This window comes from Agrobacterium larrymoorei (genome assembly GCF_037722385.1).
Lineage (GTDB): Bacteria > Pseudomonadota > Alphaproteobacteria > Rhizobiales > Rhizobiaceae > Agrobacterium > Agrobacterium larrymoorei_C.
Map to the genome: position 1 here is coordinate 39,672 of NZ_JBBKAQ010000019.1, position 25,710 is coordinate 65,381.

The 25,710-nt window shown below is 57.7% G+C and carries 20 protein-coding genes; 10 read left to right on the forward strand and 10 right to left on the reverse strand.

Annotation, left to right across the window (positions count from 1 at the left end):
• The first annotated feature begins 63 nt into the window (after positions 1 to 63).
• Positions 64 to 1,080, forward strand: a complete 1,017-nt coding sequence (locus WKI41_RS18195) for a zinc-binding alcohol dehydrogenase family protein (RefSeq protein ID WP_340194884.1) — start codon at positions 64 to 66, stop codon at positions 1,078 to 1,080.
• A gap of 61 nt (positions 1,081 to 1,141) precedes the next feature.
• Here WKI41_RS18195 and WKI41_RS18200 read toward each other — a convergent pair whose 3' ends face one another.
• The 5 genes from WKI41_RS18200 to WKI41_RS18220 form a co-directional block, all read right to left on the reverse strand.
• Positions 1,142 to 1,798, reverse strand: a complete 657-nt coding sequence (locus tag WKI41_RS18200) for a pentapeptide repeat-containing protein (RefSeq protein WP_425341070.1) — start codon at positions 1,796 to 1,798, stop codon at positions 1,142 to 1,144.
• 272 nt (positions 1,799 to 2,070) lie between these two features.
• Positions 2,071 to 2,574, reverse strand: a complete 504-nt coding sequence (locus WKI41_RS18205) for a GNAT family N-acetyltransferase (RefSeq protein WP_340194886.1) — start codon at positions 2,572 to 2,574, stop codon at positions 2,071 to 2,073.
• 228 nt (positions 2,575 to 2,802) lie between these two features.
• Positions 2,803 to 4,467 carry an electron transfer flavoprotein-ubiquinone oxidoreductase gene (locus WKI41_RS18210; RefSeq protein WP_340194887.1) on the reverse strand — a complete coding sequence of 555 codons (1,665 nt, stop codon included), beginning with the start codon at positions 4,465 to 4,467 and terminating at the stop codon, positions 2,803 to 2,805.
• Positions 4,468 to 4,851: 384 nt separating this feature from the next.
• A complete protein-coding gene (locus WKI41_RS18215; RefSeq protein WP_340194888.1) occupies positions 4,852 to 5,772 on the reverse strand; it encodes a cation diffusion facilitator family transporter in 921 nt (306 codons plus the stop codon).
• Positions 5,773 to 5,824: 52 nt separating this feature from the next.
• Positions 5,825 to 7,219, reverse strand: coding sequence for an anti-phage deoxyguanosine triphosphatase (locus tag WKI41_RS18220; RefSeq protein ID WP_340195019.1), 1,395 nt, complete (start codon positions 7,217 to 7,219; stop codon positions 5,825 to 5,827).
• Between the two features lie 166 nt (positions 7,220 to 7,385).
• Between WKI41_RS18220 and WKI41_RS18225 the strand changes: the two genes are divergently transcribed.
• Together WKI41_RS18225 and WKI41_RS18230 are read left to right on the forward strand one after the other, a co-directional pair.
• Positions 7,386 to 8,174 carry an SDR family oxidoreductase gene (locus tag WKI41_RS18225; RefSeq protein ID WP_340194889.1) on the forward strand — a complete coding sequence of 263 codons (789 nt, stop codon included), beginning with the start codon at positions 7,386 to 7,388 and terminating at the stop codon, positions 8,172 to 8,174.
• Positions 8,175 to 8,257: 83 nt separating this feature from the next.
• Positions 8,258 to 8,461 carry a hypothetical protein gene (locus WKI41_RS18230; RefSeq protein ID WP_340194890.1) on the forward strand — a complete coding sequence of 68 codons (204 nt, stop codon included), beginning with the start codon at positions 8,258 to 8,260 and terminating at the stop codon, positions 8,459 to 8,461.
• A 3-nt stretch (positions 8,462 to 8,464) separates the two neighbouring features.
• Here the strand turns inward: WKI41_RS18230 and blaOXA are convergent, their stop codons facing one another.
• Positions 8,465 to 9,259 (reverse strand): class D beta-lactamase, encoded by a 795-nt coding sequence (blaOXA, locus tag WKI41_RS18235; protein ID WP_425341071.1) that lies wholly within the window; start codon positions 9,257 to 9,259, stop codon positions 8,465 to 8,467.
• 171 nt (positions 9,260 to 9,430) lie between these two features.
• Between blaOXA and WKI41_RS18240 the strand changes: the two genes are divergently transcribed.
• From WKI41_RS18240 to WKI41_RS18255, 4 genes are all read left to right on the forward strand, one after another.
• Positions 9,431 to 10,315, forward strand: a complete 885-nt coding sequence (locus WKI41_RS18240) for a LysR family transcriptional regulator (RefSeq protein WP_340194891.1) — start codon at positions 9,431 to 9,433, stop codon at positions 10,313 to 10,315.
• Positions 10,316 to 10,461: 146 nt separating this feature from the next.
• Positions 10,462 to 11,754 (forward strand): Hsp70 family protein, encoded by a 1,293-nt coding sequence (locus WKI41_RS18245; RefSeq protein ID WP_340194892.1) that lies wholly within the window; start codon positions 10,462 to 10,464, stop codon positions 11,752 to 11,754.
• A gap of 132 nt (positions 11,755 to 11,886) precedes the next feature.
• Positions 11,887 to 12,762, forward strand: a complete 876-nt coding sequence (locus WKI41_RS18250) for a uracil-DNA glycosylase (protein ID WP_340194893.1) — start codon at positions 11,887 to 11,889, stop codon at positions 12,760 to 12,762.
• A gap of 149 nt (positions 12,763 to 12,911) precedes the next feature.
• The gene (locus tag WKI41_RS18255; RefSeq protein WP_340194894.1) at positions 12,912 to 13,100 is read left to right on the forward strand and encodes a hypothetical protein; all 189 of its coding nucleotides are present in this window, start codon (positions 12,912 to 12,914) and stop codon (positions 13,098 to 13,100) included.
• A gap of 190 nt (positions 13,101 to 13,290) precedes the next feature.
• On the opposite strand, the gene WKI41_RS18260 is transcribed toward WKI41_RS18255, so the two are convergent.
• Positions 13,291 to 14,154 (reverse strand): hypothetical protein, encoded by an 864-nt coding sequence (locus WKI41_RS18260; protein WP_340194895.1) that lies wholly within the window; start codon positions 14,152 to 14,154, stop codon positions 13,291 to 13,293.
• Positions 14,155 to 14,376: 222 nt separating this feature from the next.
• Positions 14,377 to 15,315, reverse strand: a complete 939-nt coding sequence (locus tag WKI41_RS18265; protein ID WP_340194896.1) for a DMT family transporter — start codon at positions 15,313 to 15,315, stop codon at positions 14,377 to 14,379.
• 414 nt (positions 15,316 to 15,729) lie between these two features.
• Here WKI41_RS18265 and pepN point away from each other — a divergent pair, with 414 nt between their 5' ends.
• The 3 genes from pepN (at position 15,730) to WKI41_RS18280 (ending at position 21,378) form a co-directional block, all read left to right on the forward strand.
• On the forward strand, positions 15,730 to 18,378 hold the full coding sequence (gene pepN / locus WKI41_RS18270) for an aminopeptidase N (RefSeq protein ID WP_340194897.1): 2,649 nt from the start codon (positions 15,730 to 15,732) through the stop codon (positions 18,376 to 18,378).
• A 119-nt stretch (positions 18,379 to 18,497) separates the two neighbouring features.
• Entirely contained in the window at positions 18,498 to 18,806 is a 309-nt protein-coding gene (locus WKI41_RS18275; RefSeq protein WP_340194898.1) for a carboxymuconolactone decarboxylase family protein, read from the forward strand.
• 175 nt (positions 18,807 to 18,981) lie between these two features.
• Positions 18,982 to 21,378 carry a PAS domain-containing sensor histidine kinase gene (locus WKI41_RS18280; RefSeq protein ID WP_340194899.1) on the forward strand — a complete coding sequence of 799 codons (2,397 nt, stop codon included), beginning with the start codon at positions 18,982 to 18,984 and terminating at the stop codon, positions 21,376 to 21,378.
• 19 nt (positions 21,379 to 21,397) lie between these two features.
• Here WKI41_RS18280 and WKI41_RS18285 read toward each other — a convergent pair whose 3' ends face one another.
• Entirely contained in the window at positions 21,398 to 22,513 is a 1,116-nt protein-coding gene (locus WKI41_RS18285; protein WP_340194900.1) for a metallophosphoesterase, read from the reverse strand.
• Positions 22,514 to 22,668: 155 nt separating this feature from the next.
• Positions 22,669 to 25,644, reverse strand: coding sequence for a bifunctional [glutamine synthetase] adenylyltransferase/[glutamine synthetase]-adenylyl-L-tyrosine phosphorylase (locus WKI41_RS18290; RefSeq protein WP_340194901.1), 2,976 nt, complete (start codon positions 25,642 to 25,644; stop codon positions 22,669 to 22,671).
• Between the last annotated feature and the right edge of the window lie 66 nt (positions 25,645 to 25,710).

Genomic DNA, 25,710 nt, shown 5'->3' on the forward strand with positions numbered 1-25,710 from the left:
TCTTGCAGCCTTTGCTCATAGCTATCAAATAGACGCCGAAGCAACAAGCGAAGGAGAAAGAACATGCGCGCTGTCGGTTACAAGATCTGCAAGCCCGTGACGGAAGCAGACGCTTTGGTGGATTTCGAACTGTCTGCCCCGGAGGCGAAAGGCTACGATCTTCTGGTAGAAGTGAAGGCCGTTTCGGTCAATCCGGTCGACACGAAGGTCCGCCGAAACCAGGCACCTGAGGCGGGTCAGACCCGCATCCTCGGCTTCGATGCCACAGGTGTCGTCAAGGCTGTGGGCGACAAGGTCAGCCTGTTCAAGCCGGGCGATGAAGTATTTTATGCAGGCGCTATCAACCGCCCCGGCACCAATAGTGAGTTTCACCTGGTGGATGAGCGGATTGTTGGCAAGAAGCCCAAAAGCCTAAGCTTCGAGGAAGCGGCCGCCCTGCCACTGACGGCGATCACTGCCTATGAAGCACTCTTTGATCGTCTCAAGGTAAAGGAGCCGGTTGCGGGTGGTGCCAATGCAATCGTTATCATCGGTGGTGCGGGCGGCGTCGGGTCGATCGCGATCCAACTGGCGCGGCATCTGACAGATCTCACCGTCATCGCGACGGCATCGCGGCCGGAGACGAAGGAATGGGTCGCGCAATTCGGTGCGCATCATGTGCTGGATCACAGCAAGCCCATCGCCCCTCAGGTCGAAGCACTTGGACTTGGCGCGCCAAGCTTTGTCTTTTCCACCACCCACAGCGATGTCCACCGCGCGGACAGCATAGAAATGATTGCACCGCAGGGGCGCTACTGCCTGATCGACGACCCTGAGGGTGGGTTCGATGTCATGCCCTTCAAGCGCAAGGCTATCTCGGTTCACTGGGAGATGATGTTTGCGCGTCCGGTGTTCGAAACAGCAGATATTCTGGAGCAGCACAATCTGCTGGACCATGTGTCGGAACTGGTCGATCAGGGCAAAATCAAAACGACGCTGACGGAGACGTTCGGCACGATCAATGCTGCAAATCTCATCAAGGCGCATGCGCTGATCGAAAGTAGCAAAGCCAAGGGCAAGATTGTGTTGTCAGGCTTTTGAGGAGGCGTGTAGCTGCCTGATAATAGGACAGCCGGAAACAATGTCCGGCTATCTCCTCTCATCAATCGTCTTCAGGATCGGCAGGGCAAGGCCAAGTCGTCGGTTTGGTCAAGCCTTGTGGCAGCCTGGTCTTGTCGTCGCCGCAGGCAATGTCGAGTTGCTTTTGATCAAGCCCGGTTGCGGCAGACAGGTCGAGGCCTTCGATGCGGGCAAGCAGCAGGAACGAGTCGGAGAAATCGATAGGCCCGGTGAATTTGGCGCCTGTGAAGCTGGCGCGTGACAGATTAGCCTTCGTGAACTTGGTCCCCGTCAGCACCGCACCATTGAAATCCGCCCGGCCCAGCTCCGCCTTGGAGAAATCGGCATTGACGAGCTTGGCGTTCTCGAAATTGGCGCGCTGCATTTCCGCGCTATTGAACTTGGCATTTTCTGCATTGGCATCGCTGAAATCGCTGCGATACGCCTCGATCTTGACGAGGTTGGCGCCTTCCAGCTGCGATGATGCAAGGGAAGTACGGATGAGCTTAGCCTTCTCCATGTTCGCCTTGTTGAAGGAAGAGCCGCGAAGATCGGTGTAGGTGAAGTCGGTACCGTGCAAGTCGGCGCCGTCCAGGACACTACCGCCCAGCATCAAGAGACGCTTGTTGCACTCGCTCCAGTCGATGCCAGCGGATGCGTCGGCTCGGCAGCTCGCTGCCATGGCGGGTTGGCTGCTCATAAACACCGTGCCGATCACGGCTGCAACTGCGGCCAGCAGATGATGGCTGCGCAAAGCCGAAACCATTTCAGCAAGTTTCCTCATTGGCTCACTCCCAACCCCTTTCTGGGGCACATTGACCCTCTCAGTCTACGAGGGATACTCTTAACATATAGGGACTCCGTTACGTCTAGATAATCCCGACCCTGGCTGTAAACGCATCTCTGATCACCATCGCTTATCCCCTAAGCTTTCAGGTTGCAGGTTGTTCAGCCGCGATATCTTCCTGCACATCATAGGGTCTTCAACATCGCCACACGACGCTCCGGATCAAGGCCGGAATCGATTTGAGCCTTTAGCCTTTTGCGCAGAAAGTCCGGTGTTTCCGCCGCTTCGAGAATGCGAAAGCCGAGCTTAGAGTAAAATGGGGCATTGAATGGTACGTGTCGATCGGTCGTGAGAGCAGCATCGGAAAAGCCTCTTTCACGTCCCCGCTCCAGTATAGCCAAGATCAGCGAGCTGCCGATGCCCCTGCCCTGCGCCGCGGCCTCCACGTCGATCTCGACGATGTAGAGGGTGTCTTCCTCTTTCAGCCCGAGCGTAAAGCCGACAACACGTCCCGCTTCTTCGGCCACGAGAAGCAACCCCTCCTCTACGCTCTGTTCAAGAAGGAGTACCGGTGCGGAGGACGGCTCATGCGTCACACCGCAAGCTTCTGCCCAGACAACAAACGCATCCAGTTCAATTTCCGCCAAACGTGGAAAGTCATCCTGCCGTCCGGGACGGATCCTCGCCATGTTGCATCATCCCCTAATCAGGCGCGCCGTCTCACTCGTAAAATGAGACAGTAGCTGGGCGGTCCAGACGGGCCGTGCCAATATTACACATTGGCGTATACCGGCCCTTCGCCGACCATCCTCGTTGTCGGCGGTCCGGGCGGGCCGCGCCAATATTTACATATTGGCGTATACCGGCCCTTCGCCGATCATCCTCGTTGTCGGCGGTCCGGGCGGGCCGCGCCAATATTACATATTGGCGTATACCGGCCCTCCGCCGCCTTGTGGCGGTACCCAGTTGATGTTCTGGTTCGGGTCTTTGATGTCGCAGGTTTTGCAGTGGACGCAGTTCTGCGCGTTGATGACGAAGGTCGGTTCGCCTTCCTTCTCTACCCACTCGTAAACCCCGGCGGGACAGTAGCGCTGCGATGGACCGGCGTAGACGTCATGTTCCGAGCGCTTCTGAAGCTCCATGTCCTTAACCTGAAGATGGACCGGCTGATCCTCCTCGTGATTGGTGGAAGAGAGATAGACCGAAGACAGGCGGTCGAAGGTCAGCACGCCGTCCGGCTTGGGATAGGCGATCGGCTTGTGGTTAGCCGCAGGCTCCAGGCTTTCCGCATCGGTCTTGCCGTGCTTCAGCGTGCCGAAGATGGAGAAGCCGAAAAGCTGGTTGGTCCACATGTCGAGACCGCCAAGGCCGACGCCAATAGCCGTGCCGAACTTGGACCAGAGCGGTTTGACGTTGCGCACCCGCTTCAGATCCTTGCCGATATCAGTGTCACGCCATTCGTTCTCGATCTCGATTACTTCATCATTGGCGCGACCAGCGTCGAGAGCCGCTGCAATCTTATCCGCCGCCAGCATGCCGGAGAGCACGGCGTTGTGGCTGCCCTTGATGCGTGGAACGTTGACGAGACCCGCCGAACATCCGATCAGCGCGCCGCCTGGGAAGGTAAGCTTCGGCACCGATTGATAGCCGCCCTCAGTGATAGCGCGCGCGCCATAAGACACGCGCTTGCCGCCCTCGAATGTGCCGGCAATCGCTGGGTGCGTCTTGAAGCGCTGGAACTCTTCGAACGGGTAGAGATAAGGGTTCTTGTAGTTCAGGTGAACAACGAAGCCGACAGCGACCATGTTGTCTTCCAGATGATAGAGGAACGAGCCACCGCCAGTCTTCATGCCGAGTGGCCAGCCGAAGGAGTGCTGCACGAGGCCCTGCTTATGGTTCTCTGGCTTGACCTGCCAGAGTTCCTTGATGCCGATGCCGAACTTCTGGACGTCGCTGTTCTTCGATAGGTCGAATTTCTTGATGAGTTGCTTGGCAAGCGAGCCGCGCACGCCCTCGCTGATCAGCACGTATTTGCCCATCAGCGCCATGCCGCGAGTGAAATTCGGACCTGGCTCGCCATTGCGTTCGATGCCCATGTCGCCAGTGGCGACGCCGATGACCGCACCGTTTTCGTCATACAGAATTTCCGTTGCGGCAAAGCCTGGATAGATCTCGACGCCGAGGGCTTCCGCCTTTTCCGCCAGCCAGCGACAGACGAGGCCGAGCGAGACGATGTAGTTGCCGTGATTGTTCATCAGCGGAGGCATCAGGAAGTTCGGCAGGCGGATCGATCCGGCAGGACCGAGGAACAGGAACTGGTCGTCCGTAACTTTGGTCTTGAAGGGATGCCCTTCTTCCTCGCGCCATCCGGGCAGCAGACGGTCGATGCCGATCGGGTCGACCACAGCACCGGACAAGATGTGCGCGCCAACTTCGGAGCCCTTTTCCAGCACCACGACGGAGAGGTCCGGATTGACCTGCTTCAACCGGATTGCGGCAGAAAGCCCAGCAGGTCCGGCGCCGACGATCACGACGTCGAATTCCATCGATTCACGTTCCGGCAATTCCATTTCTTCCGTCATAAGATCCTCGTCTGTTCGCCGGTCCCATCCGGCTTTTCGTTATTCCTGCCCTACATCATCCAGCACCTTCGCACCGGTGAAAAAACGTCGCCGCAACAAGCAGTTCGCGTCATCTTTCTTGGCAAAGGACAAGAACTTTGTCGAGACAAATAGCAAGGAAGCGCGGTCGCCGCCATCAAATTGTCTGACAACCTGATGACTTCGATGACCTTTACGTGCACGTAATATGAAGAATAGGAGTGATGATTTGCATCGTCAAGTGAGCGGCCAAGGAGGATGGTCGTTAAACCATGTCGCACAACTGCATGTGGCGGGCTTGCGATAACGACATGCGATAGAAATACGATCAAAGTGCCTGCGCTAATCTGAAGATCGCGACGCGCTTTAGATAGCCCATTCTTCATCGGTCGTGAACACGATAGTGAGCCAGCGATCGTGCCCTTCTCCACCCAGTGCCACGCCTATTTCATCGCGAATGCCGTCCCATTCCTCCAGGCGGCGGGCAGGTGCGTTTTTTGGGACGATGAAGAAGAGTTCGATCTGGCGACCGCGTCCGACGCGCGCGACGTAGGAATAGTGAGAGGAGAAGCCGAATTTTGCCACCACGTCCCGCGCTACCTTATCGACGTGCTGTTTGAATTCGGCCGGCGTGACGAGAAGGATGTCGGCAAGCGCCTGCTTCACATTGGCAAAGGGCATCGGGATGATGACGAGGCAGACGAGCGCCAGGACTGCCGGGTCGGTATAGGAGGCGAGCCAAGCATAGGGAGACTGTAGCAGGGCATAACCCGCAACAAAGGCGACGAACAGTGCTGCACTCAACATGGCACTCATCAGCCAGCTTTTGGCGTCGAGCGCGACGAAAGCAGATTTCAACGTGCGATTCTGCCGCCGGATAAACCAGGCCATGCCGAGCGAGACGGCGAAGGTCAGAAAGGTGACGACGATCGCATAGTCGAAGGCGATCATGCGCCCGCCATCCATCAGGCTGTCAACGGCGTTGATCAGTGCATAGATCGCAGCTCCCATCAAAAGCGTGCCGTTCAAACCCAGGACCATCGGCTCCAGATGCCAGAAACCCATGGTGAAGCGTTCCGCAAGCTTACCACTTGGGTTGGGAAGTGCGGAGGCTGCGATCAACCGCGCCACCATCAGCGCCAGCATTGTCATGAAGGCATCGGTCAGGGAGTAGATACCATCGAACACCACGGCAAAAGAGTCGGCGTAAAGACCGGCACCAATCCCGCACAATGCCAGGATCACGGTGACGGCAATCGAGAGTTTGAGCAGCGATTGTTCGGTCATGAAAAGATAACTCCTAAAATTTCCGGGATGTGCAATGAGTGATCTTGCGCTTCTAAAGCCTGTCGAAGACGGACCCTGCGCCAGGTGAAAAGAGACGTTCGTAGGTTCTGACGAGATAGCCATCCGTCATGCTGGCGACGAAATCGCAGATGATGCGCAGGTCGCCGCCGGATTTTTCATAGAGCGGGAAAACATCTTCGGGCAGCAGCCGTTCAGGATCGGATTGCAGCGCTTCGAACACAGCGACGACCATCCCCTGCCCCTTGAATTCCATGTGCTGAACCCGCGGGCTTTTGATGACGTGTTTGCGCACCACATCCTGAAAGGCCCTCAACAATCGCACCCTGTCATCGCCAAGCTTCACGCCGTGACGCAAGAGCGGCGTTTCGAACCGATCGTCGTCGGCATAGCGCGCATCGGTGATGAAATAGCCCACCAGCATGCTGATGAACATTTTGCGTTCGCCACTATCGCCGAAGAGTCCATCGACGATTTCGCGATAGACATCATTGCCGCGCTTGTCCTTATGGTTCTTATTAAGCATCGCGATGAAGCTCTCGCAGTCATCCGCCGATACCTCCTGCTTAAAGGCATCTCGGCTGATGAGTTGCATCGCAATCGCGTCCTCAAGATCATGGACCCCGTAGGAAATATCATCCGCCACATCCATGATGGTGCAATCGAGTGATTTGTACAGCGACTTGGCGTGTTTTCCCTCGCCCTGCGTCACCGTCTGGAAAAGATCGCGGTCAGCCTGCGGCAGAGGATCGAGCACCCAATCGACCACATCCGCCTCGCAATCCATGTAGCATTTCGGCGGCTTGGAGGCATGCGTGTCGATGATGCGCAGCGTCGAGGGACCATCACGCAGTTTTGGCACGCGCGCGGGATTGGCAGCTTTCGAATAGACAACAGGGTACTTCAGAATACCCAGGAGGGTGCGCCGCGTGAGATTGGCACCATGGGCTTTAGAAAATGTCTCAAGTCGGCTCAGAATGCGCAAAGTCTGGCCGTTTCCTTCAAAGCCCGCTTTGGTAATGTCGATGATGACGCCATTGCCGTTGCGCCCTGCTTCAGCCGGATTTGCGGCCACGCGCATGCAATAATTCAGCGCGACCTCGCCCCCATGACCGAAAGGCGGGTGGCCAAGATCGTGGGCACTACCGATCGCCTGTATGAGACTATGCTCCGGCAGTTCCGCCGTCACCGGATGATGAGGAAAGGCCTTGCGCAGGTGCTTGACGAGACCTGCTGCGATCTGCGCCACCTCGAGGGAATGCGTCAGGCGCGTGCGGTAAAAGTCGCTATCCCCGAGGTTGAGAATTTGCGTCTTGCTCTGTAAACGCCGGAAAGAGGTCGAGTGGATGATGCGCCCGTAATCGATGTCGCTTTCGCTGCGAGCGTCGTCACTCTTGCGGTTTTCGACTTTCTGACGCTCGTTCCACACGTTCAAGCCCGTCCCGTACAAAGATGAAATTCACGGGTTGTCTTATCGAGGCGCAAGAGGGGGTGCAAGCAACTGCGCTTGAAGCCTCGACCGAAGGACACTTTCCAGGGCTGGACGCAGGCGCTACAAGAATGACCAATCGCTATGAGCATGAAAGGACACCGTTATGGATTTGGGTATTTCCGGCAAGCGCGCACTGGTTCTGGCTTCCTCTCGTGGTCTCGGACTTGGCATCGCAACCGCCCTGGCGAAAGAAGGTGTCAACGTGCTTCTGGTTGGCCGCAGCGGTGAAAAACTGGATGCCAATGCCAAGACGATCAATGCGCTGGGCAAGGGCAAAGCGGATTGGGTCTGGGGCGATCTTGGCGATGAAAACTTCGTGCCGTCCATGATCGAAGCGGTCAAGACCAAGCTCAGCGGCATCGACATTCTCGTCAACAACACAGGTGGCCCAACGCCTGGGCTCGCGCAGGAGATGACGTCGGACAAGCTCGACACGTTCTTTCAATCCATGGTGCTGCGTGTCATCACTCTGACAAATGCACTTGTGCCGCAGATGAAAGAGCAAGGCTGGGGTCGTATCTTGACGGTTGCCTCTTCCGGCGTGTTCGAGCCGATTCCCAATCTCGCGCTCTCCAACACGCTGCGCGGGGCACTCGTCGGTTTTAACAAGACGCTTTCCAGCGAACTCGCGGGCTTCGGCATCACCGCGAACATGCTGCTGCCCGGCCGCATTCATACCGATCGGATCGATGAACTGGATGGCGCCAACGCCAAGCGGCTTGGCAAAAGCATGGAAGAAGTCCGCGAAGCCTCAGTCAAGAGCATACCTGCCGGCCGACTAGGCACGGTGGAAGAATTCGCCGCAGCAGGCGCGTTCCTGTGCTCGCAACCGGCCAGCTATATCACGGGCACCATGCTGCACGTGGATGGAGGAGCGGCAAAGTCGATCTGATCTCCCGATCGGCTATCGTAACGCTTTGAAGTGGAAGCCTTTCCGGATAGCATTCGGAAAGGCTCTGCTTTTGGGAGAACATCATGAAGGCACTTCGCACAATTTTAAGCATTCTCGGCGCTCTGATCGTGCTGATGGGCCTGGTTTGGATGGGACAAGGTAGCGGCTATTTCCCCTACCCTGCCTCCAGTTTCATGATCAATCAAAGCCCTTGGATGCTGCGCGGCGCGCTCACGGCAATCAGTGGCATCGTTCTCATCGTCGTCGCGCGCCGGGCGCTTCGCTAACCGTCATTTGATGAACTTCGGTAGATCGGCAATCAGGGCATCGCGTGTTGCGAAACTGATCGGCTCTTCGCTCTTCCAATCCTCGATATGCAGGCTCGCAAACACGACCTTGCGTTCGCCCTTTTGCGCCCAACCGACAAACCATCCGAGCCACCAATCGCCATCATAGGTGTTGGCCTTCGTCCGCATACGGCCAGATCCCGTCTTGCCGTGGACCTGCCATCCGTCTGCCGCGGAAAACTGCGGGATGATGGCTTGCGTCTTTGTAATTGCCTCCTTCGAGACCGGCAACTTTCCAGTGATGAAGCGACGTAGGAAATCGACCTGCTGATCGCCCGAGATTTTCAGGGAGGACATCAGCCATGCCTCCGTGAGGCCTTCCGTTTGCCCTGGAACACCACTGACATCGGCATTGCCGTAACCGAAACGCTGCACATAATTAGCAAACTTGGCCTTGCCCAAGCGAAGGGTAATTTCCTGCGAGTACCAGACAATCGAATCCCGCTCCCAAATTGTCGGATCGACAGATTTCTGTTCGCGCTTGGGTCGCTTCCATTGCGCCTTGTAGTCCCAGCGCGGGGTGATCGCGTCCTTCAGGATTCCCGCATCATAGCCCATGACAGCGAGCGGGAACTTGAAGCTGGATTGTGGGGCAAAAGCTTTATCGCAAAACCCATCACGCGTAAGAACCGCGCCGCTTTCGGCGTCGAGAATGACAGTGCAATGCAGCTTTTCCGCCGCCTTGGCTTCCAGCGTGTAAAGACCGCTGAGCGCCAGTGTGACGACGAAAGTCGCCATCCGTTTCTTCGTCATCATCTTTGGAAAGGGCATTAAAAATCTCCTATATGCGATAATGCTCAAGTGTCGATACGGAAGACTTAGGATGGTTTGCGCCGGCTGGACAAATGATGATATCTGGCTTCAGCCATGAATTAAATTTAGCCTTGCTGTTTTCTGGATACGCTCCCAATGGTTCGCCCTCACCTGCCGTTGAATGCGCTTCGCGCCTTTGAAGCCGCCGCCCGGCACTTGAGTTTTACCCGTGCGGCGATCGAACTCTGCGTGACCCAGACGGCCATCAGTCATCAGGTGAAATTGCTGGAAGATCGTCTGGGCGCGACGCTCTTCAAGCGCTTGCCACGCGGATTGATGATCACCGACGAGGGGCTGGCGCTCCTGCCGACACTGCGCGATTCTTTCGACCGTATGGCCGATATTCTTCAGCGCTTCGAGGACGGACATCTGCAGGAGGTGCTGAGCGTGGGTGCGGTCGGAACATTTGCCGTCGGCTGGCTGCTGCCCCGCCTTAGCGAATTTCAGGAACTCTACCCCTTTATCGATCTGCGTCTCTCCACCAACAACAACCGCGTCGATATTGCCGCAGAAGGGCTCGACTTCGCGATCCGCTTCGGCAACGGCGCATGGCATGACACGGAGGCGGAAGAGTTGTTCTCAGCACCGCTCTCGGCGCTCTGTATTCCCGCGATTGCCGTTCACCTCAAAGGCCCTCACGACGTGGCTCAGCAGACGCTCCTACGCTCGTACCGCGCCGATGAATGGCCGGACTGGTTTTCCGAGGCTGGCGTTGCCGCTCCAAGGATCAAGGGGATCGTCTTCGACTCCTCCGTCCCCATGGTCGAAGCCGCACTTCAAGGCGCCGGCGTCGCACTCGCTCCATCACTTATGTTCCAGCGTCACCTCTCTTCAGGCGATCTGGTCCAACCATTTCCGGTCTACGTTTCGAAGGGTTGTTATTGGCTGACGCGGCTAAAGTCTCGGCCTGTCACCAATGCCATGGCAATATTCGCTGGATGGTTGAAGGACAAGGTTAGCGGCATGCCGCCACCCATCTGAAAATTCGGCCGTCGCGCTTGCCATTCACAATTCGCTGTGCCATCACGCGCCCTCTTCAAAACAGGCGGGCGCGGCTGCGCGCCTTTTATTGCCCGGATGCCTGCAGTCCGGGAATGCTCTCTCGTTGACTGACAAGGATCCTCTCCATGGCACGGACACTCGGGCTCGATTTTGGCACGACCAACACAGTTATGGCGCTTTCGGACACCGGCAGCAGCAGCCACTCCATGCGCTTTACCTCCAGTGCCGGAACGACTGACAGCATGCGCACCGCGCTGTCTTTCATGAAGGACAAAGGACTCGGAGCAGCAGCGCTTCATGTAGAGGCGGGACAGGCGGCGATCCAACAGTTCATCGAGAACGCTGGCGAATGCCGCTTTCTCCAATCGATCAAGACTTTTGCCGCCTCTTCGTTGTTCCAGGGCACGCTGATCTATGCCAAACGCCAGAGCTTCGAAGACTTGATGGAGGTCTTTCTGCGCAAGCTGAAAACCTATGCAGGCGATGAATGGAAGGACGATGTATCCACCGTGATTGCCGGTCGCCCTGTGCGTTTCGCGGGCTCCAATCCCGACGAAGCACTAGCGCTTGCCCGTTACAACGAAGCACTGACGCGCGCCGGCTTTCCCGAGATCCACTATGTCTATGAGCCGGTGGCAGCTGCCTATTACTTCGCGCAGAGCCTTAAAAAGGATGCCAATGTGCTGGTGGCGGATTTCGGCGGCGGCACCACCGACTACTCGCTGATCCGCTTCGAAACGCATGGCGGCAAGCTTTCTGCTACCCCGATTGGCCACTCAGGCGTGGGCGTTGCCGGCGACCACTTCGACTTCCGCATGATCGACAATCTCGTCTCACCGGAGATCGGCAAGGGCAGCAAGTTCAAAAGCTTCGACAAGGTCTTGGATGTGCCGTCGGGCTACTATGTCAATTTCGGCCGCTGGAACCAGTTGTCGATCTTCAAGACCTCCAGAGAGTTCTCCGATCTGAAGTCCCTGCTGCGCTCAGCACTTGAACCGGAAAAGCTTGAGCTCTTCGTCGAACTGGTCGAGCATGACGAGGGCTACCCCCTCTACCAGGCGATCTCCGCTACCAAGATGGCACTTTCTTCTCAGGAAGAGGCGGAATTCAACTTCTCGCCGCTCGGTAGCGCGGGCAAGAAGGTGGTGAAGCGGTCGGACTTCGACCAATGGATTGCCGACGATCTCGCAAAGATCGAAGAGGCACTGGATGAGGTTCTGACCAAGACGAACACGGCGCCGCAAGCCATCGACAAGGTGTTCTTGACGGGTGGCACCTCCTTCGTGCCTGCGGTGCGTCAGCTCTTTACCCGCCGATTCGATGCCGACAAAATCGAGAGCGGCGGCGAACTTCTTTCGATCGCCCACGGTCTGGCGATGATCGGCGAGAGCGGCGACATTGCGCGCTGGACAGCGTAAGACACCTTGGCGGCATCGTGCTTTCGTCTGACGAAAGCGATCCACGGGAGGCATGAGCAACCATGGGGCAGCCGGGAAGATCACCCAGTAGAACTGCTTCCATTTAACTCGGAAAGGCTCTAGTTTGCGGCCATGATCTCGGCACAGGACCTCTCCCCGGCAGAACTCGCTGCACTTCTGCATTTTCATGCAGATGCTGGCGTCGATTGGCTGATCGAGGACGAGCCGCTGGATCGATTTGCGGAATTTGCGGCAGGGCATCAGGCGCGAGCTCCGCAGAGAAGTAGTGAGCCACAACAGCCTGAGATACGAGGCGCACCGCAGCAAGCTGCCCCCTCTCCCCGACAGGCTGCTCGTGCGTCCGCGCCTGCGCCCGCCGCACCAGTTAACGTTGCCGTGCCGGACGATCAGGCCATTGCTTCAGCCCGCTTTGCCGCGGAAAGCGCGCGGTCTCTCGCAGAGTTGAAAACGGCGCTGGAAAGCTTCAACGGCTGCAATCTGAAAAACAGCGCCCGCAACACTGTGTTTGCTGAAGGCGATCCCTCCTCAGGAATCATGATCATCGGCCCCATGCCGGATGCCGATGACGATCGCGAGGGGCTGCCCTTTACCGGCAAGACCGGACTTCTTCTCGACCGCATGCTTGCGGCGATCGGGCTTGACCGCACCAAGCTGATGCTCACCAATGTCGTGCCCTGGCGTCCACCCGGCAACCGCTCGCCGTCTGGTCCGGAAATGGAAATCTGCCGTCCCTTCATCGAGCGTCAGATCGCTTTAGCCGAGCCGAAAGCACTGTTGCTTCTCGGCAACTTCACGGCCCGTTTTTTCTTTGGCGGTTCTGGCACCATTCATACGCTGCGCGGACAGTGGCGTGATGTCGCAGTTGGCGCGGGAACAGCGCCTGCAATTGCAACGCTGCATCCACAGGAGCTTTTGAATGCTCCGGCAAGTAAGTCATTGGCGTGGAACGATTTATTGGCATTTCAGGCGCGCTTGTGCGATTTATGAATGCTTCCTTTTTCATCATTGTAAACGGATTATGAAAAAAGCCATGCAAATGGCGCATAACAGCGACGCATCAGGTCGGATTGCCGAATCCATACCGCACTGCAATAAGAACCTTGTCTTGGGAGGACAAGGTTTAAGGAACCAAGGCAATGACCACTCGCTACCGTCCGGTCCATTCCGGCTTTGAAACGCTTCGACTGGCGGGCCTCGGCCCACGTTCCAGTCAGGGCTACCACCGTTTTGGTGTAACGAACGAACAGTTGACTGCTCGCGCTTCGACGCAGCAGGTGCGCACGACCCGTCCTTCGGCGGTTTTCGCGGACTATCGTGAGCGTTGAGACGATACTGGTGCGGCCTTAGCCGCACATGCTGCATGTATCACCATGCTGATGAGGCGCCTTTCATTTGGAGGGCGCTTTTGCATTTCAGACCAACGTTTCCTTGCGATCGCCCGATCTGTTCTGCGGTTGAGATAGGCGTTAGGTCACCGTCCCCTGTTACAAACCAGGTTCTTGCGGGCCTGCCCGTCTACCGAGCTACGTTCAACTCGCCAGGAAGCAGTGCTTTCGCTTCGAAGAATGCGTCTTCCACGTGCTTGAACTTCCTGGCTTGCCAGCCGCAATACTCGCGAAGATAGTCGCGTGACAGCCACATGGCGCTGCGTGGTGTATCATCCACCCAGCCAACGCTGCCCTGCTCTGCCGCCTTGTTCAGGAGCCGCTGTAGATGCGTGCGTGACATCATGAAGGTAGAGGCCATCGAGCGGACATCGACATAGCCGATATCGATCCGCTCGCTCTGCGTATCGCGCACGCGGGTGACGATATCGTCCATAACGAGACCGCCCGCCTCAACCCACTGGAATTGTCCGACACGTTCCGGCGGTTCGACCCAGTGCGCGTCGGCAAGGCAGGCACGCGCTGCAGCGGGTTGCGCATGGACAACGATCTGCGGATAGGCCATCAGCGTGGCGGCACGGTTTCCATCGTCCATGCCGTCGATGGCGGACAGGTTTGCCAGATACCAATTAAAGATCCCCTGCTCGCTGATCTGCGTGGCGCGGTACCGCTTGGGCCTTGTCGCTGCAGAGCGATTGACCTTCTCAAGGTAGCGATAGATCTCAAGCTGATCGAGATAGTTCTGCACTGTATTTCGGCTGGCAACCCCGGTCGATGTTACCACTTCGCGCAGTTGCGCCACCGTAAATCCCTGCGCACGCTGTTCGGCACTGAGACCCATCGCCATCTGAGTCAACAGCCATTTCTGGTGCGCAGACAGCAGCCGCGCCAGGCGGGGATTTTCATCAAAGCGTCCACGCAACACGCGTGCCAGGTTTTGAATGGCACCGAGCAGACCCGGGTGAGCAATAAATTCTTCATAGGAAAAGCTCATCAGCGCGTCTCCGCGCCCGATGAGCGCGCGGAACATCTCTCTAAAAGAAGAAGAGAATGCCTCACATTGTTTCCGCGCTGGCGATCAATTTTCTCTGGCTCTAAATCACAACCCAAGATGCATCACCCAAAACCCACAACCTGAAAGGCACATATCACATTTCTGCGTGTGACTATGAACTTTTCTTAAAATTCACAGGTGTTTATTCATAGGTGTACAAAGTCAGCCGGACGGTGTCGAGGCCTTGCGCGCTGCTTTTCGCTGAAGCCCCAACTGATGCTCGCGGAAGATAATGAAGATGCCTGCGCAGACGACGATACTGGTTCCGATCAACATGGTGAGGGTCGGCACATCGCCGAAGAGAATGTAGGAAACACCGATGCCGAGCAGGATCGAGCTATATTCGAAGGGCGCGATCGTCGATACTTCCGCATGACGGTAGCTTTCCGTCAACAGAATCTGGGCGATACCGCCAGCGATTCCCGCAGACACCAACAGGCTAGCCTGCTGGATATTCAGCCATTCCCAACCGAAAGGCATGCTGAAAGCTGAAATCAGGGTGCCGGTGAGTGAGAAGTACAGCACGATGGTCGGCGTGCGCTCGGTGACGACAAGTTGGCGTACTTGCACCATTGCCAGTCCCCCGAGCACTGCACCGAAAAGGACGGCCAGTGCGCCGATGCTTTCGCCAGCCTCAAGACCGCCATTCTGCAACAAGGTCATCTTGGGCCATAGGATGATGACGACGCCCATCATGCCGACAACGACCGCCGACCAGCGATAGATACGCACGGTTTCGCCAAGCATCAAAGCGGCAAAGACGACGGACATCAGCGGTGAGGCGTAACCGATCGCGATGAACTCCGGCAGCGGCAGCAAGGTAAGGCCGTAGAAGCCGCACATCATCGACAGAATGCCAAGAAAGCCGCGCTTGAAGTGGCCGAACAGGTTGTTCGTGTGAAAGGCGCGCGTGAGACTGCGGAGCCATGCCAGATAGAGGATGATGGGAAGGATGGCAAAGGCCGAGCGGAAGAAGGTGATCTGACCGGCAGGAACATCCGGCCCGGCGGCCTTGATGCAGGTCTGCATGACGAGGAAGAACGCGACGGAGGTGAGTTTGAGGACAATACCCCGAACGGGATTGTACGTGTCTGCACTCATGGGAATATGCGATCGGGATTTGCAGACGCAGCGCCCGCAGAGTTGGAGTTTGACCCGAGCGCACCGCACAGCAGATCGACTTTCATGTTTATTAGATCATGCTGGCCGACGCAGGTAAACCGATTCGGCGCAGACCGCTGCGCCCCGGCGATTGAGGGTTGCGATAGATGCCCAAGCGCGATCGATTTTCGAGATATTCTCTTCCTGCGTGTTGGCGGCTTCAGTAATCGTTCAACATTTCATGAAATCATGCGCCGATGAGAAATGCCCAGATGCGGGTTTAAGCTTCCGTGTCGCAGTGTTTCCGGCCCCGCCTCTCCATGACGGTGAAGCGCATCGGCAAGTTTACTTTCACCCCTCATGTTCGCATGATGGTTAGGCAGCGGCAGAAGCAAAGTTCATTCGGGAATAGTTATGCGAACAGATACGGGTCAGATTGTTCAGTTGGCGGATTATCGCCCAACGGATTTCGTGCTTGAACGGGTTGACCTGACATTCGAACTGGATCCAAAAAATACCAAGGTGGAAGCGCGGCTGATCTTCCACCGTCGCGAAGGCGCCGATAAGGCCGCGCCGCTCGTTTTGGATGGTGACGAACTGACACTTTCGAGCCTGCTTCTCGACCAGATCGAGTTGCCGACAGGACAATATGACGTCACGCCGGAAAAGCTGACCATTCGCGATCTGCCGGAAGAGACTCCTTTCGAGATCTGCGTTACCAATTACATAAACCCGGAAAGCAACACCCAGCTGATGGGTCTCTATCGCACCAATGGCGTCTATTGCACGCAGTGCGAGGCCGAGGGTTTCCGCCGCATCACCTACTTCCCGGACCGTCCAGATGTGCTGGCTCCTTACACCATCACCATTATCGCCGCGAAGGAAGGCAACACCTTCCTTCTGTCGAATGGTAATTTCCTCGGTGGCGGCAATTACGACGAAGGTCGCCATTTCGCCGCCTGGTTCGATCCGCACCCGAAGCCGAGCTATCTCTTCGCGCTCGTTGCTGGCGATCTTGGCGTGGTGGAAGACAGCTTCACCACCATGTCCGGTCGCGAAGTCGCGCTGAAGATCTATGTGGAGCATGGCAAAGAGCCGCGCGCGACCTATGCCATGGATGCGCTGAAGCGCTCCATGAAGTGGGACGAGGAACGCTTTGGCCGCGAATACGATCTCGACATCTTCATGATCGTTGCCGTGTCCGACTTCAACATGGGTGCGATGGAGAATAAGGGCCTCAACGTCTTCAACGACAAATATGTCCTGGCCGATCCGGAGACTGCGACCGATGCCGACTATGCCAATATCGAGCGCATTATTGCGCATGAATATTTCCACAATTGGACCGGCAACCGCATCACCTGCCGCGACTGGTTTCAGCTTTGCCTGAAGGAAGGCCTGACCGTTTATCGCGACCAGGAATTCTCCGCCGACATGCGCTCGCGCGCCGTCAAGCGTATCGCCGATGTTCGCCACTTGAAGTCGGAGCAGTTTCCCGAGGATGGCGGCCCGCTGGCGCACCCGCCACGTCCTGACAAATATCGCGAAATCAACAACTTCTATACGACCACGGTCTATGAAAAGGGTGCCGAAATCACCGGCATGATTGCAACGATCCTGGGCGACGAAGGCTTCCGCAAAGGAACAGACCTCTATTTCGAGCGCCACGACGGTGAAGCTGCGACGATCGAAGATTTCGTCAAATGCTTCGAGGATGCGACGGGCCGCGATCTGAAACAGTTTTTCCGCTGGTACATCCAGGCCGGCACACCACTCGTCAGCGCCTCCACGTCCTATGACGCGGCAAAGTCGACCTTTACCCTGTCGCTCGAACAGACGGTCGCACCGACGCCCGGCCAGAGCCGCAAGGAACCGCTGCACATTCCTCTCTCGACCGCACTCATTCTGGATAACGGCCAGCTTGCCACACCGAGCAAAGTTGAAGGCGGCGAGTTCAAGGACGGCGTCCTGCATCTGACGGAACGCAGCCAGAGCTTCACCTTCTCCGGCATTTCGTCACGTCCGGTTCTGTCCATCAACCGCAGCTTCTCGGCCCCGATCAATCTGCATCTGGAGCAATCGTCAGACGATCTCATTCAGATCGCCCGCCACGAGACCGATCTCTTCTCTCGCTGGCAGGCGCTGACCGCCCTTGCGCTGCCGAACCTGACTGCAGCAACGCAGGCCGTGCGCTCGGGCAACGACGTAAGCGTCGATCCAGCCTTTATCTCGACGCTGATCGAGATTGCCGGCAATGACACATTCGAGCCAGCCTTCCGCGCGCAGGCGCTGGCTTTGCCGAGCGAGGCTGATGTCGCACGCGAGATGGGCAAGGATAATGATCCTGACGCCATCCACACAGCCCGCAACGCTGTCATGCGTGCGGTCGCCAAAGCCGGCATCGAAACCTTCAAGAACCTTTTCTCCGGCTTCGAAGAGAAGGGCGACTATTTGCCGGACGCGACAAGTTCCGGACGCCGTTCGCTGCGCAACCTCGCTATGAGCTATCTCTCCTACGCTGAAGAGACGCCCGATCGAGCCGCGCAAACCTTTGCCAATGCTTCCAACATGACCGACATGGCGCATGCGCTGAGCGTTCTGACGCAGCGTTTCCCGGATTCTGCCGAGGCATCCGAAGCGTTGGCGAGTTTTGAGGCACGCTTTGCCGATAACGCACTGGTGATGGACAAGTGGTTTGCTCTTCAGGCTGCTATCCCGGGCGACGGCGCATTGGCACGCATCAAGTCTCTGATGGCGTCCAAGCACTTCACCGCCACCAACCCGAACCGCGTTCGCTCGCTGATCGGCACCTTCGCCTTCGGCAATCCGACGGGCTTCAACCGCGCGGATGGCGCAGCCTACGACTTCCTGGCCGAGCAGATCATCGCTATCGACAAACGCAATCCGCAACTGGCAGCGCGAATCCTGACCTCCATGCGCTCCTGGCGGTCGCTCGAGGCCGTTCGCGCCGATCATGCGCGTGCGGCGCTGACAACGATCGAGCGTAGCGCCGGGCTCTCCACCGATGTGCGTGATATTGTCGAGCGGATGCTGAAGGGCTGACAGACGCCATCCATTTCTTCAGAAATGGCCGGTCTGCCGGCCTTTTTTGTTTCAGATCAAGAATGGCATCGCCCTTTCCTCGTAGACTTGCCTGATCAATCGGCACGAGGAGACGCGACATGACCATCAGCCCCGCATTCCAGAGCTTCGCTAGGCAAGCGCCTCACCACCACGCGGCCTGGGTTCAGGCGGTCTCTGGACTTGGCAACGCTTCAGCACTTAGTGCCAAAACCCAAAGCCTCGTCTATATCGGCATCCTCGCCGCAGCCCGACTGGAGAGCGGTCTTGCCTTTCATGTCGAGGAAGCCAAAGCCCATGGTGCATCCCGAGACGAGATCATCAGTGCGGTTCTTGCAGGCCTGCCTGCAGTCGGAAATTGTGTGGTCCAGTCCCTGCCCATCGTGCTTGAAGCCTTAGACCACAACTGACGTTAGGGCAGTCAAAACCGCCGCACCGGGCCTTCGAAAAAAAGCGCGAGTCGGTTCAAAGGGTTAAAAATCTTTTAACTTTCAGCTCTGGACAAGGCGAATCGGCTTTGATTCATTAGACGCAGATTCGAGCAGCGGCGCTTCGAATTTACACGAGGGACATCAAGGCGGGACAATGACGAACGTGCGGCGGGCGACTGCGGGCGATGAGCGACCGTATGCCAGATTTGCTGAAATGGCGGCGTTGGCCTACAGGGCGGCGGAGAGCGTTTCTTCAGCTATAAGCCTGCCAGCAAAGCTGTGGCAGGCCCGCAGGCTTGAAACATTGCTCAAGCGTCTGATCCCCATTCTTATTCTGGCATTCCTGGTCGTTATCGCGGCATCCCGCATGTTCGGCATTACCGCGGAATATGGCCGTATGGAAAATGCCGCACGGCAGACTACGGCGCTTTCGGCGCTGACGGCGCGTGCGGCGCTCTCCGGGGTCGAGACGCTTGCAGCCACGCAGGACCGAGCAGCCGTCGAGCGGCGTCTCAATCAATCCTTCCCCGCTGGCAGCATGGATGACGATACCGTCGTTCTGGTGGCTGGCATGAATGGTCGCATCTTCGGCGGTGTCGGCCTTCGCGCGGCGTCCTACGTCGGAACATCGCTCACTGCCCTGCTGCCGGAGATCGCGATCGTTCGGCGCTTTCCAGGCGCGCCCGGAACGATCGAGACCGATATCGACAACACCCCGCATTACGCCACGATGCTGCCGCTTGGCTCCGATGGCGGCATGATCATCACCGCCCGTTCCCTGCAGCCCATGCGCGCCTTCTGGCGCAGCGAAGTGGCTATGAATGTCACCCTTTTTGCCGGCATTTCCTCCATCCTGCTCGTCATTCTCTATGCCTATTACATGCAGGTGAAGCGGGCGCGCACCGCTGATGAGGTGTTCGTCGAATCCAATCTTCGCGTCGAGACGGCGCTGTCGCGCGGTCGCTGCGGCCTGTGGGACTTCGATCTCTCCACCCGCCGCATGTTCTGGTCCACCTCGCTCTACGAAATCCTCGGCCTTCCGCCGCGCACCGAGCCGCTTTCCTTCAGCGATGCGGCGCGCATGATGCATTCCGAAGACGGCAACCTTTATGAACTTGCACGCTCTGTCGGTTGCGGCGACCTGCGCCAGATCGACCAGATCTTCCGCATGCGCCACACCCATGGCCATTATGTCTGGCTACGCGCCCGTGCGCAGGTGATCCACACGGCAAACGGCCCGCGCGTCATCGGCATCGCCATGGACGTGACCGAGCAGCACCGCTTGGCACAGCGTTATGCCGAGGCCGATCAGCGCCTTGCCGACGCCATTGAGTGCACATCCGAAGCCTTTGTCCTGTGGGACAAGAACGATCGTCTTGTGATGTGCAACACGCACTTCCAGCAGGCCTATGGTCTTCCCGATAGTGCACTCGTGCCCGGCACGGAACGCTCCGTCGTCTATAGTGCTGCAGCCCGCCCAATCGTCGAGCGCCGCGTGGCGGACTCCGATCAGTCCGGTCTGTCGCGCACCACGGAAGTGCAACTTGCCGACGAGCGCTGGCTGCAGATCACCGAACGCCGGACACGCGATGGCGGTCTCGTTTCTGTCGGCACCGACATCACGCTTCTCAAGCGCCATCAGGATCGCTTGCGTGAGTCCGAGCGCCGCCTGATGGCGACGATCGGCGATCTGTCCGCCTCCCGCCACAAGCTGGAGCGGCAGAAGACCGAGCTTTCCGACGCGAACGCTCTCTACCAGGCGGAGAAGGAACGCGCGGAAGCCGCCAACAAGGCAAAGTCCGAATTCCTTGCCAATATGAGCCATGAGCTGCGCACACCGCTCAACGCCATCCTCGGCTTTTCGGAAATCCTGGTTGCCGAGATGTTTGGCCCGGTTGGGTCGCCGAAATACGGCGAGTATGCCCGCGACATCCACGACAGCGGCCAGCATCTGCTCAACGTCATCAACGACATTCTCGACATGTCGAAGATTGAAGCGGGCCATATGCGCATCAATCGCGAAAAGGTCGATCTCGCGCCGCTCGTCGAAGAGAGCTTGCGCTTGACCGCTATCCAGGCCGCGCAAAAGAACATCACTATCCAGCAGCGCGTCTGCCGGAATATGTATATGAGCGGCGACCGCCGCGCCATGAAGCAGATCATGCTCAATCTGTTGTCCAATGCGGTCAAATTCACCAATGACGGCGGACGTGTCGAGCTTCGAACCCATGTGCACGAGAGCGGCCTGATGCTGACGATTGCCGATACTGGCATCGGTATCCCGACAGCCGCGATCAACAAGATCGGCCAGCCCTTCGAGCAAGTACAGAGCCAATACGCCAAGAGCAAGGGCGGCTCGGGGCTTGGTCTCGCCATCTCCCGCTCGCTGGTCAAACTGCATGGCGGCAAGATGAAGATCCGCTCCTGTGAGGGCAAGGGAACAGTCGTTACCATCCTCATCCCGCATGTACATGCGGCCAAGGATTTGCCGTATCTCGCTTATCAGGCGAGAAACAAGCTTGACCTTCTGCGCTCGCACAAGCTGAACTGACCTGGCCGGTGGCCGGGTCTTAACGCACCCGTAGCGTGATCCTGGTCAGTTCGGACGGAATGCCAAGGCGAAGAGCAAAGCCTGGCCAGAGTGCTGTCCCGTTGTTGACGTACAGCTTCATACCGCCGACATCGTAGAAGCCAGAAACGAAGCCGTTATTCGGGCGAGCGACGATCCGATCCAGACCAACGACCATTCCGCCATGCGTGTGGCCGGAGAGTTGAACCGCAACGCCCAATGCCGCATTGTCTGCCGCTTGGCGAGGCTGGTGGTCCAGCAAGATGATGGGTGCACCGGACGGGGCGCCTCTGAGCGCCGCTGCCGTGTCATGTGCAGGAAACGCCGTTCTCGTCGAAGACAGATCCGTGACACCAGCGATCACGAGTTTCGCATTGCCGCGCTCGATAACTGCGTTGCTGTTGGCTAACGTCGTCATATTGAGGCGCTGGTAATAATCCATCCACTCTTGGTAACCGAAGAAGTATTCGTGGTTTCCGGGAATGGTGTAGACGCCATCTCGGGCTTTCAAGTTTGCCAATGGCGCAATGTCACTGGTTCTGGCTTCCACCTTGCCATCGATGAGATCGCCGGTAATAACGATCAGGTCGGCATTGAGCGCATTCGTCTTTTCGACCACTGCACGCGTCCAGAAGGCAGGAAAGAGACGGCTGATATGCAGGTCCGTCAATTGCACGATCTGATAGCCATCGAACGCCGGATCAAGCCCCGGAACAGCGATCTCGATGTCCTTTAGCGGCGGCACGCGGATCGCCTGACTGACGGCGAAGGCGGAGAGAGCAAGAGCAACAGCGGCCATCCCGTAACGGACACCGGCAGGCACGAGCGGGAAGTGCCACTTGAACAGCATCAGGATCAGCGACACCACATCCAGCACGATCTGAAGAACCGCGAGCAGGAGCATGAAGCCGAAAAGCAGGTTGAAGCCGATAATCAGAGGCCTGGGAAACTCCGGCGAGAAGACAGAGCCGGAGGAGAGTCGACTGAAGAGGTGATACTGAGAAGCGGCGAGAAGCAGCAGTGCGAGCGCAAGCTTCAAAGGCCAAATCCAAGGCAATGGCTGGATGAAGCGAACAGCAACCACCAGCCATGGAATTCCGAAAATAAGGTGAAACATCAAGACGCTCTCGTTTTAGCTTTCGCCATAGGTGGGGATGCCGCCTTGATCAATCCAGCCCGGGAAAATCCGTTCCAGCGCCGAGCAAAGATCCGTTCTTGTGGAGGTGAAACGGATATCAAGCCTTTGTTATGTCGACGGGTCTTTCCACGCTCTCACGATTCACCTTTTGTGGTGACCAATGCCGAGAACGTCTTACGAACCGCTTTCGACAGTCGCTTGACCTCGCCCTCCAGTGTTGCGATATCCGGGCAGTCACCTGCCCTGCAGACAAGATCAATGAGACCAGCGGGCGCCTGTTTGGGATCGAAGTCCGTATCGATGCACAGCCTTATGATCTGCGACAACTCGGTGAAGAGCCGCATCGCCTCTAAGCAGTCATCCTGCGCCTGCGGCTCAAGTGCTTTTGGTGCCATACGCTTGAGTGCATCAGACGTACTTTCACCCGGCTCATGCAATGGGAGATCCTTTGCTGGTGCAACCAATGCCAGATACTGAGCGATAAACTCCAGGTCGACCAATCCGCCGGGAATGAGTTTGAAGTCCCAGCGGCTTTCGGCTGGCTTTTCCTTGTCGATCAACTGGCGCATATCTCGAACATCGGCAGCGATCTTTGCAACGTCCCGCTTCTGCGACAGGACCGAGGTGATAATCCGCTCGGCATCGGCAATCAGGGTCGCGTCGCCGCAGACGAGACGGGCTCTGGAGAGCGCCAGATGCTCCCAAGTCCAGGCCTCTTCGCGCTGATATTTCTCGAATGTGGAGATACGGGTCGCCACCGGCCCCTTGTTGCCGGAGGGTCTGAGGCGCATATCGACCTCATAGAGCACGCCTTCGGCGGTCGGGGCGGACAGTGCAGCAATCAGTCGCTGGGTAATACGGGTGAAGTAGCGGACTGCATCGAGTGGCTTGGCGCCATCGGATTCGGCTGCTTGGTCGTCGTAATCGTAAAGAAGGATGAGATCGACATCCGAGCCGGCTGTCAGTTCAAAAGAACCAAGCTTACCCATGCCGATGACGGCGACGCGTCCGCCGGCGTAGGCTCCATGCGCCGTCGCCATCTCTACCATCACGGCATTCAAGGCGGCTTCGATGACGAGATCGGCAAGGTGGGTGAAAGCGCGGCCTGCTACCTCTCCCGTAATCGCCCCGGTCAAAAGCCTGACACCGATCAGGAAGCGCTGCTCGGCGGCGAAAATGCGCAAGCGGTCGAGGATGTCCTCATAATGACGTGCGGGCGAGAGAAAGCCCCTCATGCGCTGAGAGAGATAGTCGCGTGTCGGAATCTCGGTCATCAGCGCCGGGTCCAGCATGCCGTCGAAGACATGAGGACGGGCCGCGATGATTTCGGCCAATCTCGGGGCGGACGACATGATCGTCACCAACAGCGACAGGAGCGCTGGGTTGTTACCAAGAAGAGAGAACAGCTGGATGCCAGCTGGCAGCCCGGACAGGAAATTGTCGAAGCGAAGCAGCGCTTCATCGGCGCGCTTGCTCTCGCCAAAGGCCTTCAGCAAGTCCGGCGTCAACTCTGTCAGTCGCTCGCGCGCCTCAACGGATTGCGTCGCGCGGTAACGCCCATTGTGCCAAGTGCGGATGACGCGTGACATATCTTCGGGGCGCTCAAAACCCAGGCGCTCCAAGGTCTTCAACGTGTCCGGATCATCCTTCTGGCCGGTGAAGACCAGATTACCGCTCTCGCCAGAGAGCTTCGTTTCCTGTTCGAAGAGAGCGGAGTATTTGCGCTCCACCAGTCGCAGCACTTTTTCCAGCTTTTCGGAAAATGCTTTGGTATCTGCAAAGCCCAGCATGAAGGCGATGCGTTTCAGCTCAGCTTCCGTGTCGGGCAGGATATGCGTCTGCTCGTCGCGCACCATCTGGATACGATGCTCCACCTCGCGGAGAAACCAATAAGCCTCTGTCAGACTGTCGCGTGTTTCCGCGTCGATCCACTTTGCATCGGTCAGCGCCGCCAGCGCTTCCTCGGTCGAGCGCACACGCAATGGCGCCATTCGCCCGCCTGCGATCAACTGCTGCGTTTGCGCGAAAAACTCGATCTCGCGAATGCCGCCCCGTCCGAGCTTGACGTTGTGCCCCTTCACAGCGATCGCGCCATGGCCCTTATGCGCATGGATTTGCCGCTTGATGGAATGGATGTCTGCGATTGCCGCATAATCGAGATATTTGCGGAAGATGAAGGGGGTCAGTTCGCGCAGGAAGCCAGCGCCGGCCTTGATGTCTCCGGCCACCGGTCGCGCTTTGATATAGGCCGCCCGCTCCCAGTTCTGCCCCCTGCCCTCGTAATAGAGCAGCGCCGCATCCACGGGAATGGCGAGCGGCGTGGAGCCGGGATCTGGCCTTAGTCTGAGATCGGTGCGAAACACATAGCCGTCGGCGGTGCGCTCCTGCATGATGCGGATCAGACGTCGCATCATGCGACCAAAGGTTTCCAACGCGTCCAGCGGGTCAGGCACAATGCCCGCCATCGGCTCGAAAAACACCACGGCGTCGATATCGGAGGAGTAGTTCAGTTCGCGCGCGCCGAGCTTACCCATGCCAAGCACGATCAGGCCGGACCCTTCGCTCGGAGTATTTGGGTTCTTCAGCGTCAGCTTGCCGCCAATATGGTTGGCGAGAAGAAGATGATCGATTGCCGCAGACAGCGCCGCGTCCGCCATGTCGCTCAACCATCGTGTCGTATCGCGGGCGGTAAAGATACGTCCGAGATCGGCTAATGCTGCAATAAACGAGAGGCGGCGTTTGGCGACGCGCAGTGTCGTCATCACCTCCGCCTCTGTCGGAACGGCTCCATCCTCACGCGGTCGCCAGCAATTGCGCGCCTGCTCGACCAGTCGGCTGAGCGATGTCGCAACCGGCTCAGAGATAGCGAGCGTCAGCAGCCCCTCGTCGGCGGTAGCGGCATCACGAAGATAGGGTGAAAGGGTGAATGCGCTGGCAACAAAGTTTTTGAGGGGAGTCTCGCCGGACATCAAGTCGGAAACAGCGGGTTCACGCTTGGCGATATCTTTCAAGGATGAGAAGACCGATTTCAGTTCGGTTTGGGTAAGCGTGCGGATCGTTCCTGGCTGCACCTCATCAAGCCGCGTTCCCGCGGTTGCCGCATCTGTCATGGTCTCTCCTCCTGCATGTCACCCTGTTGCACGGGTTTTCTTACGCTTTGACCGCGTGAGATCTCA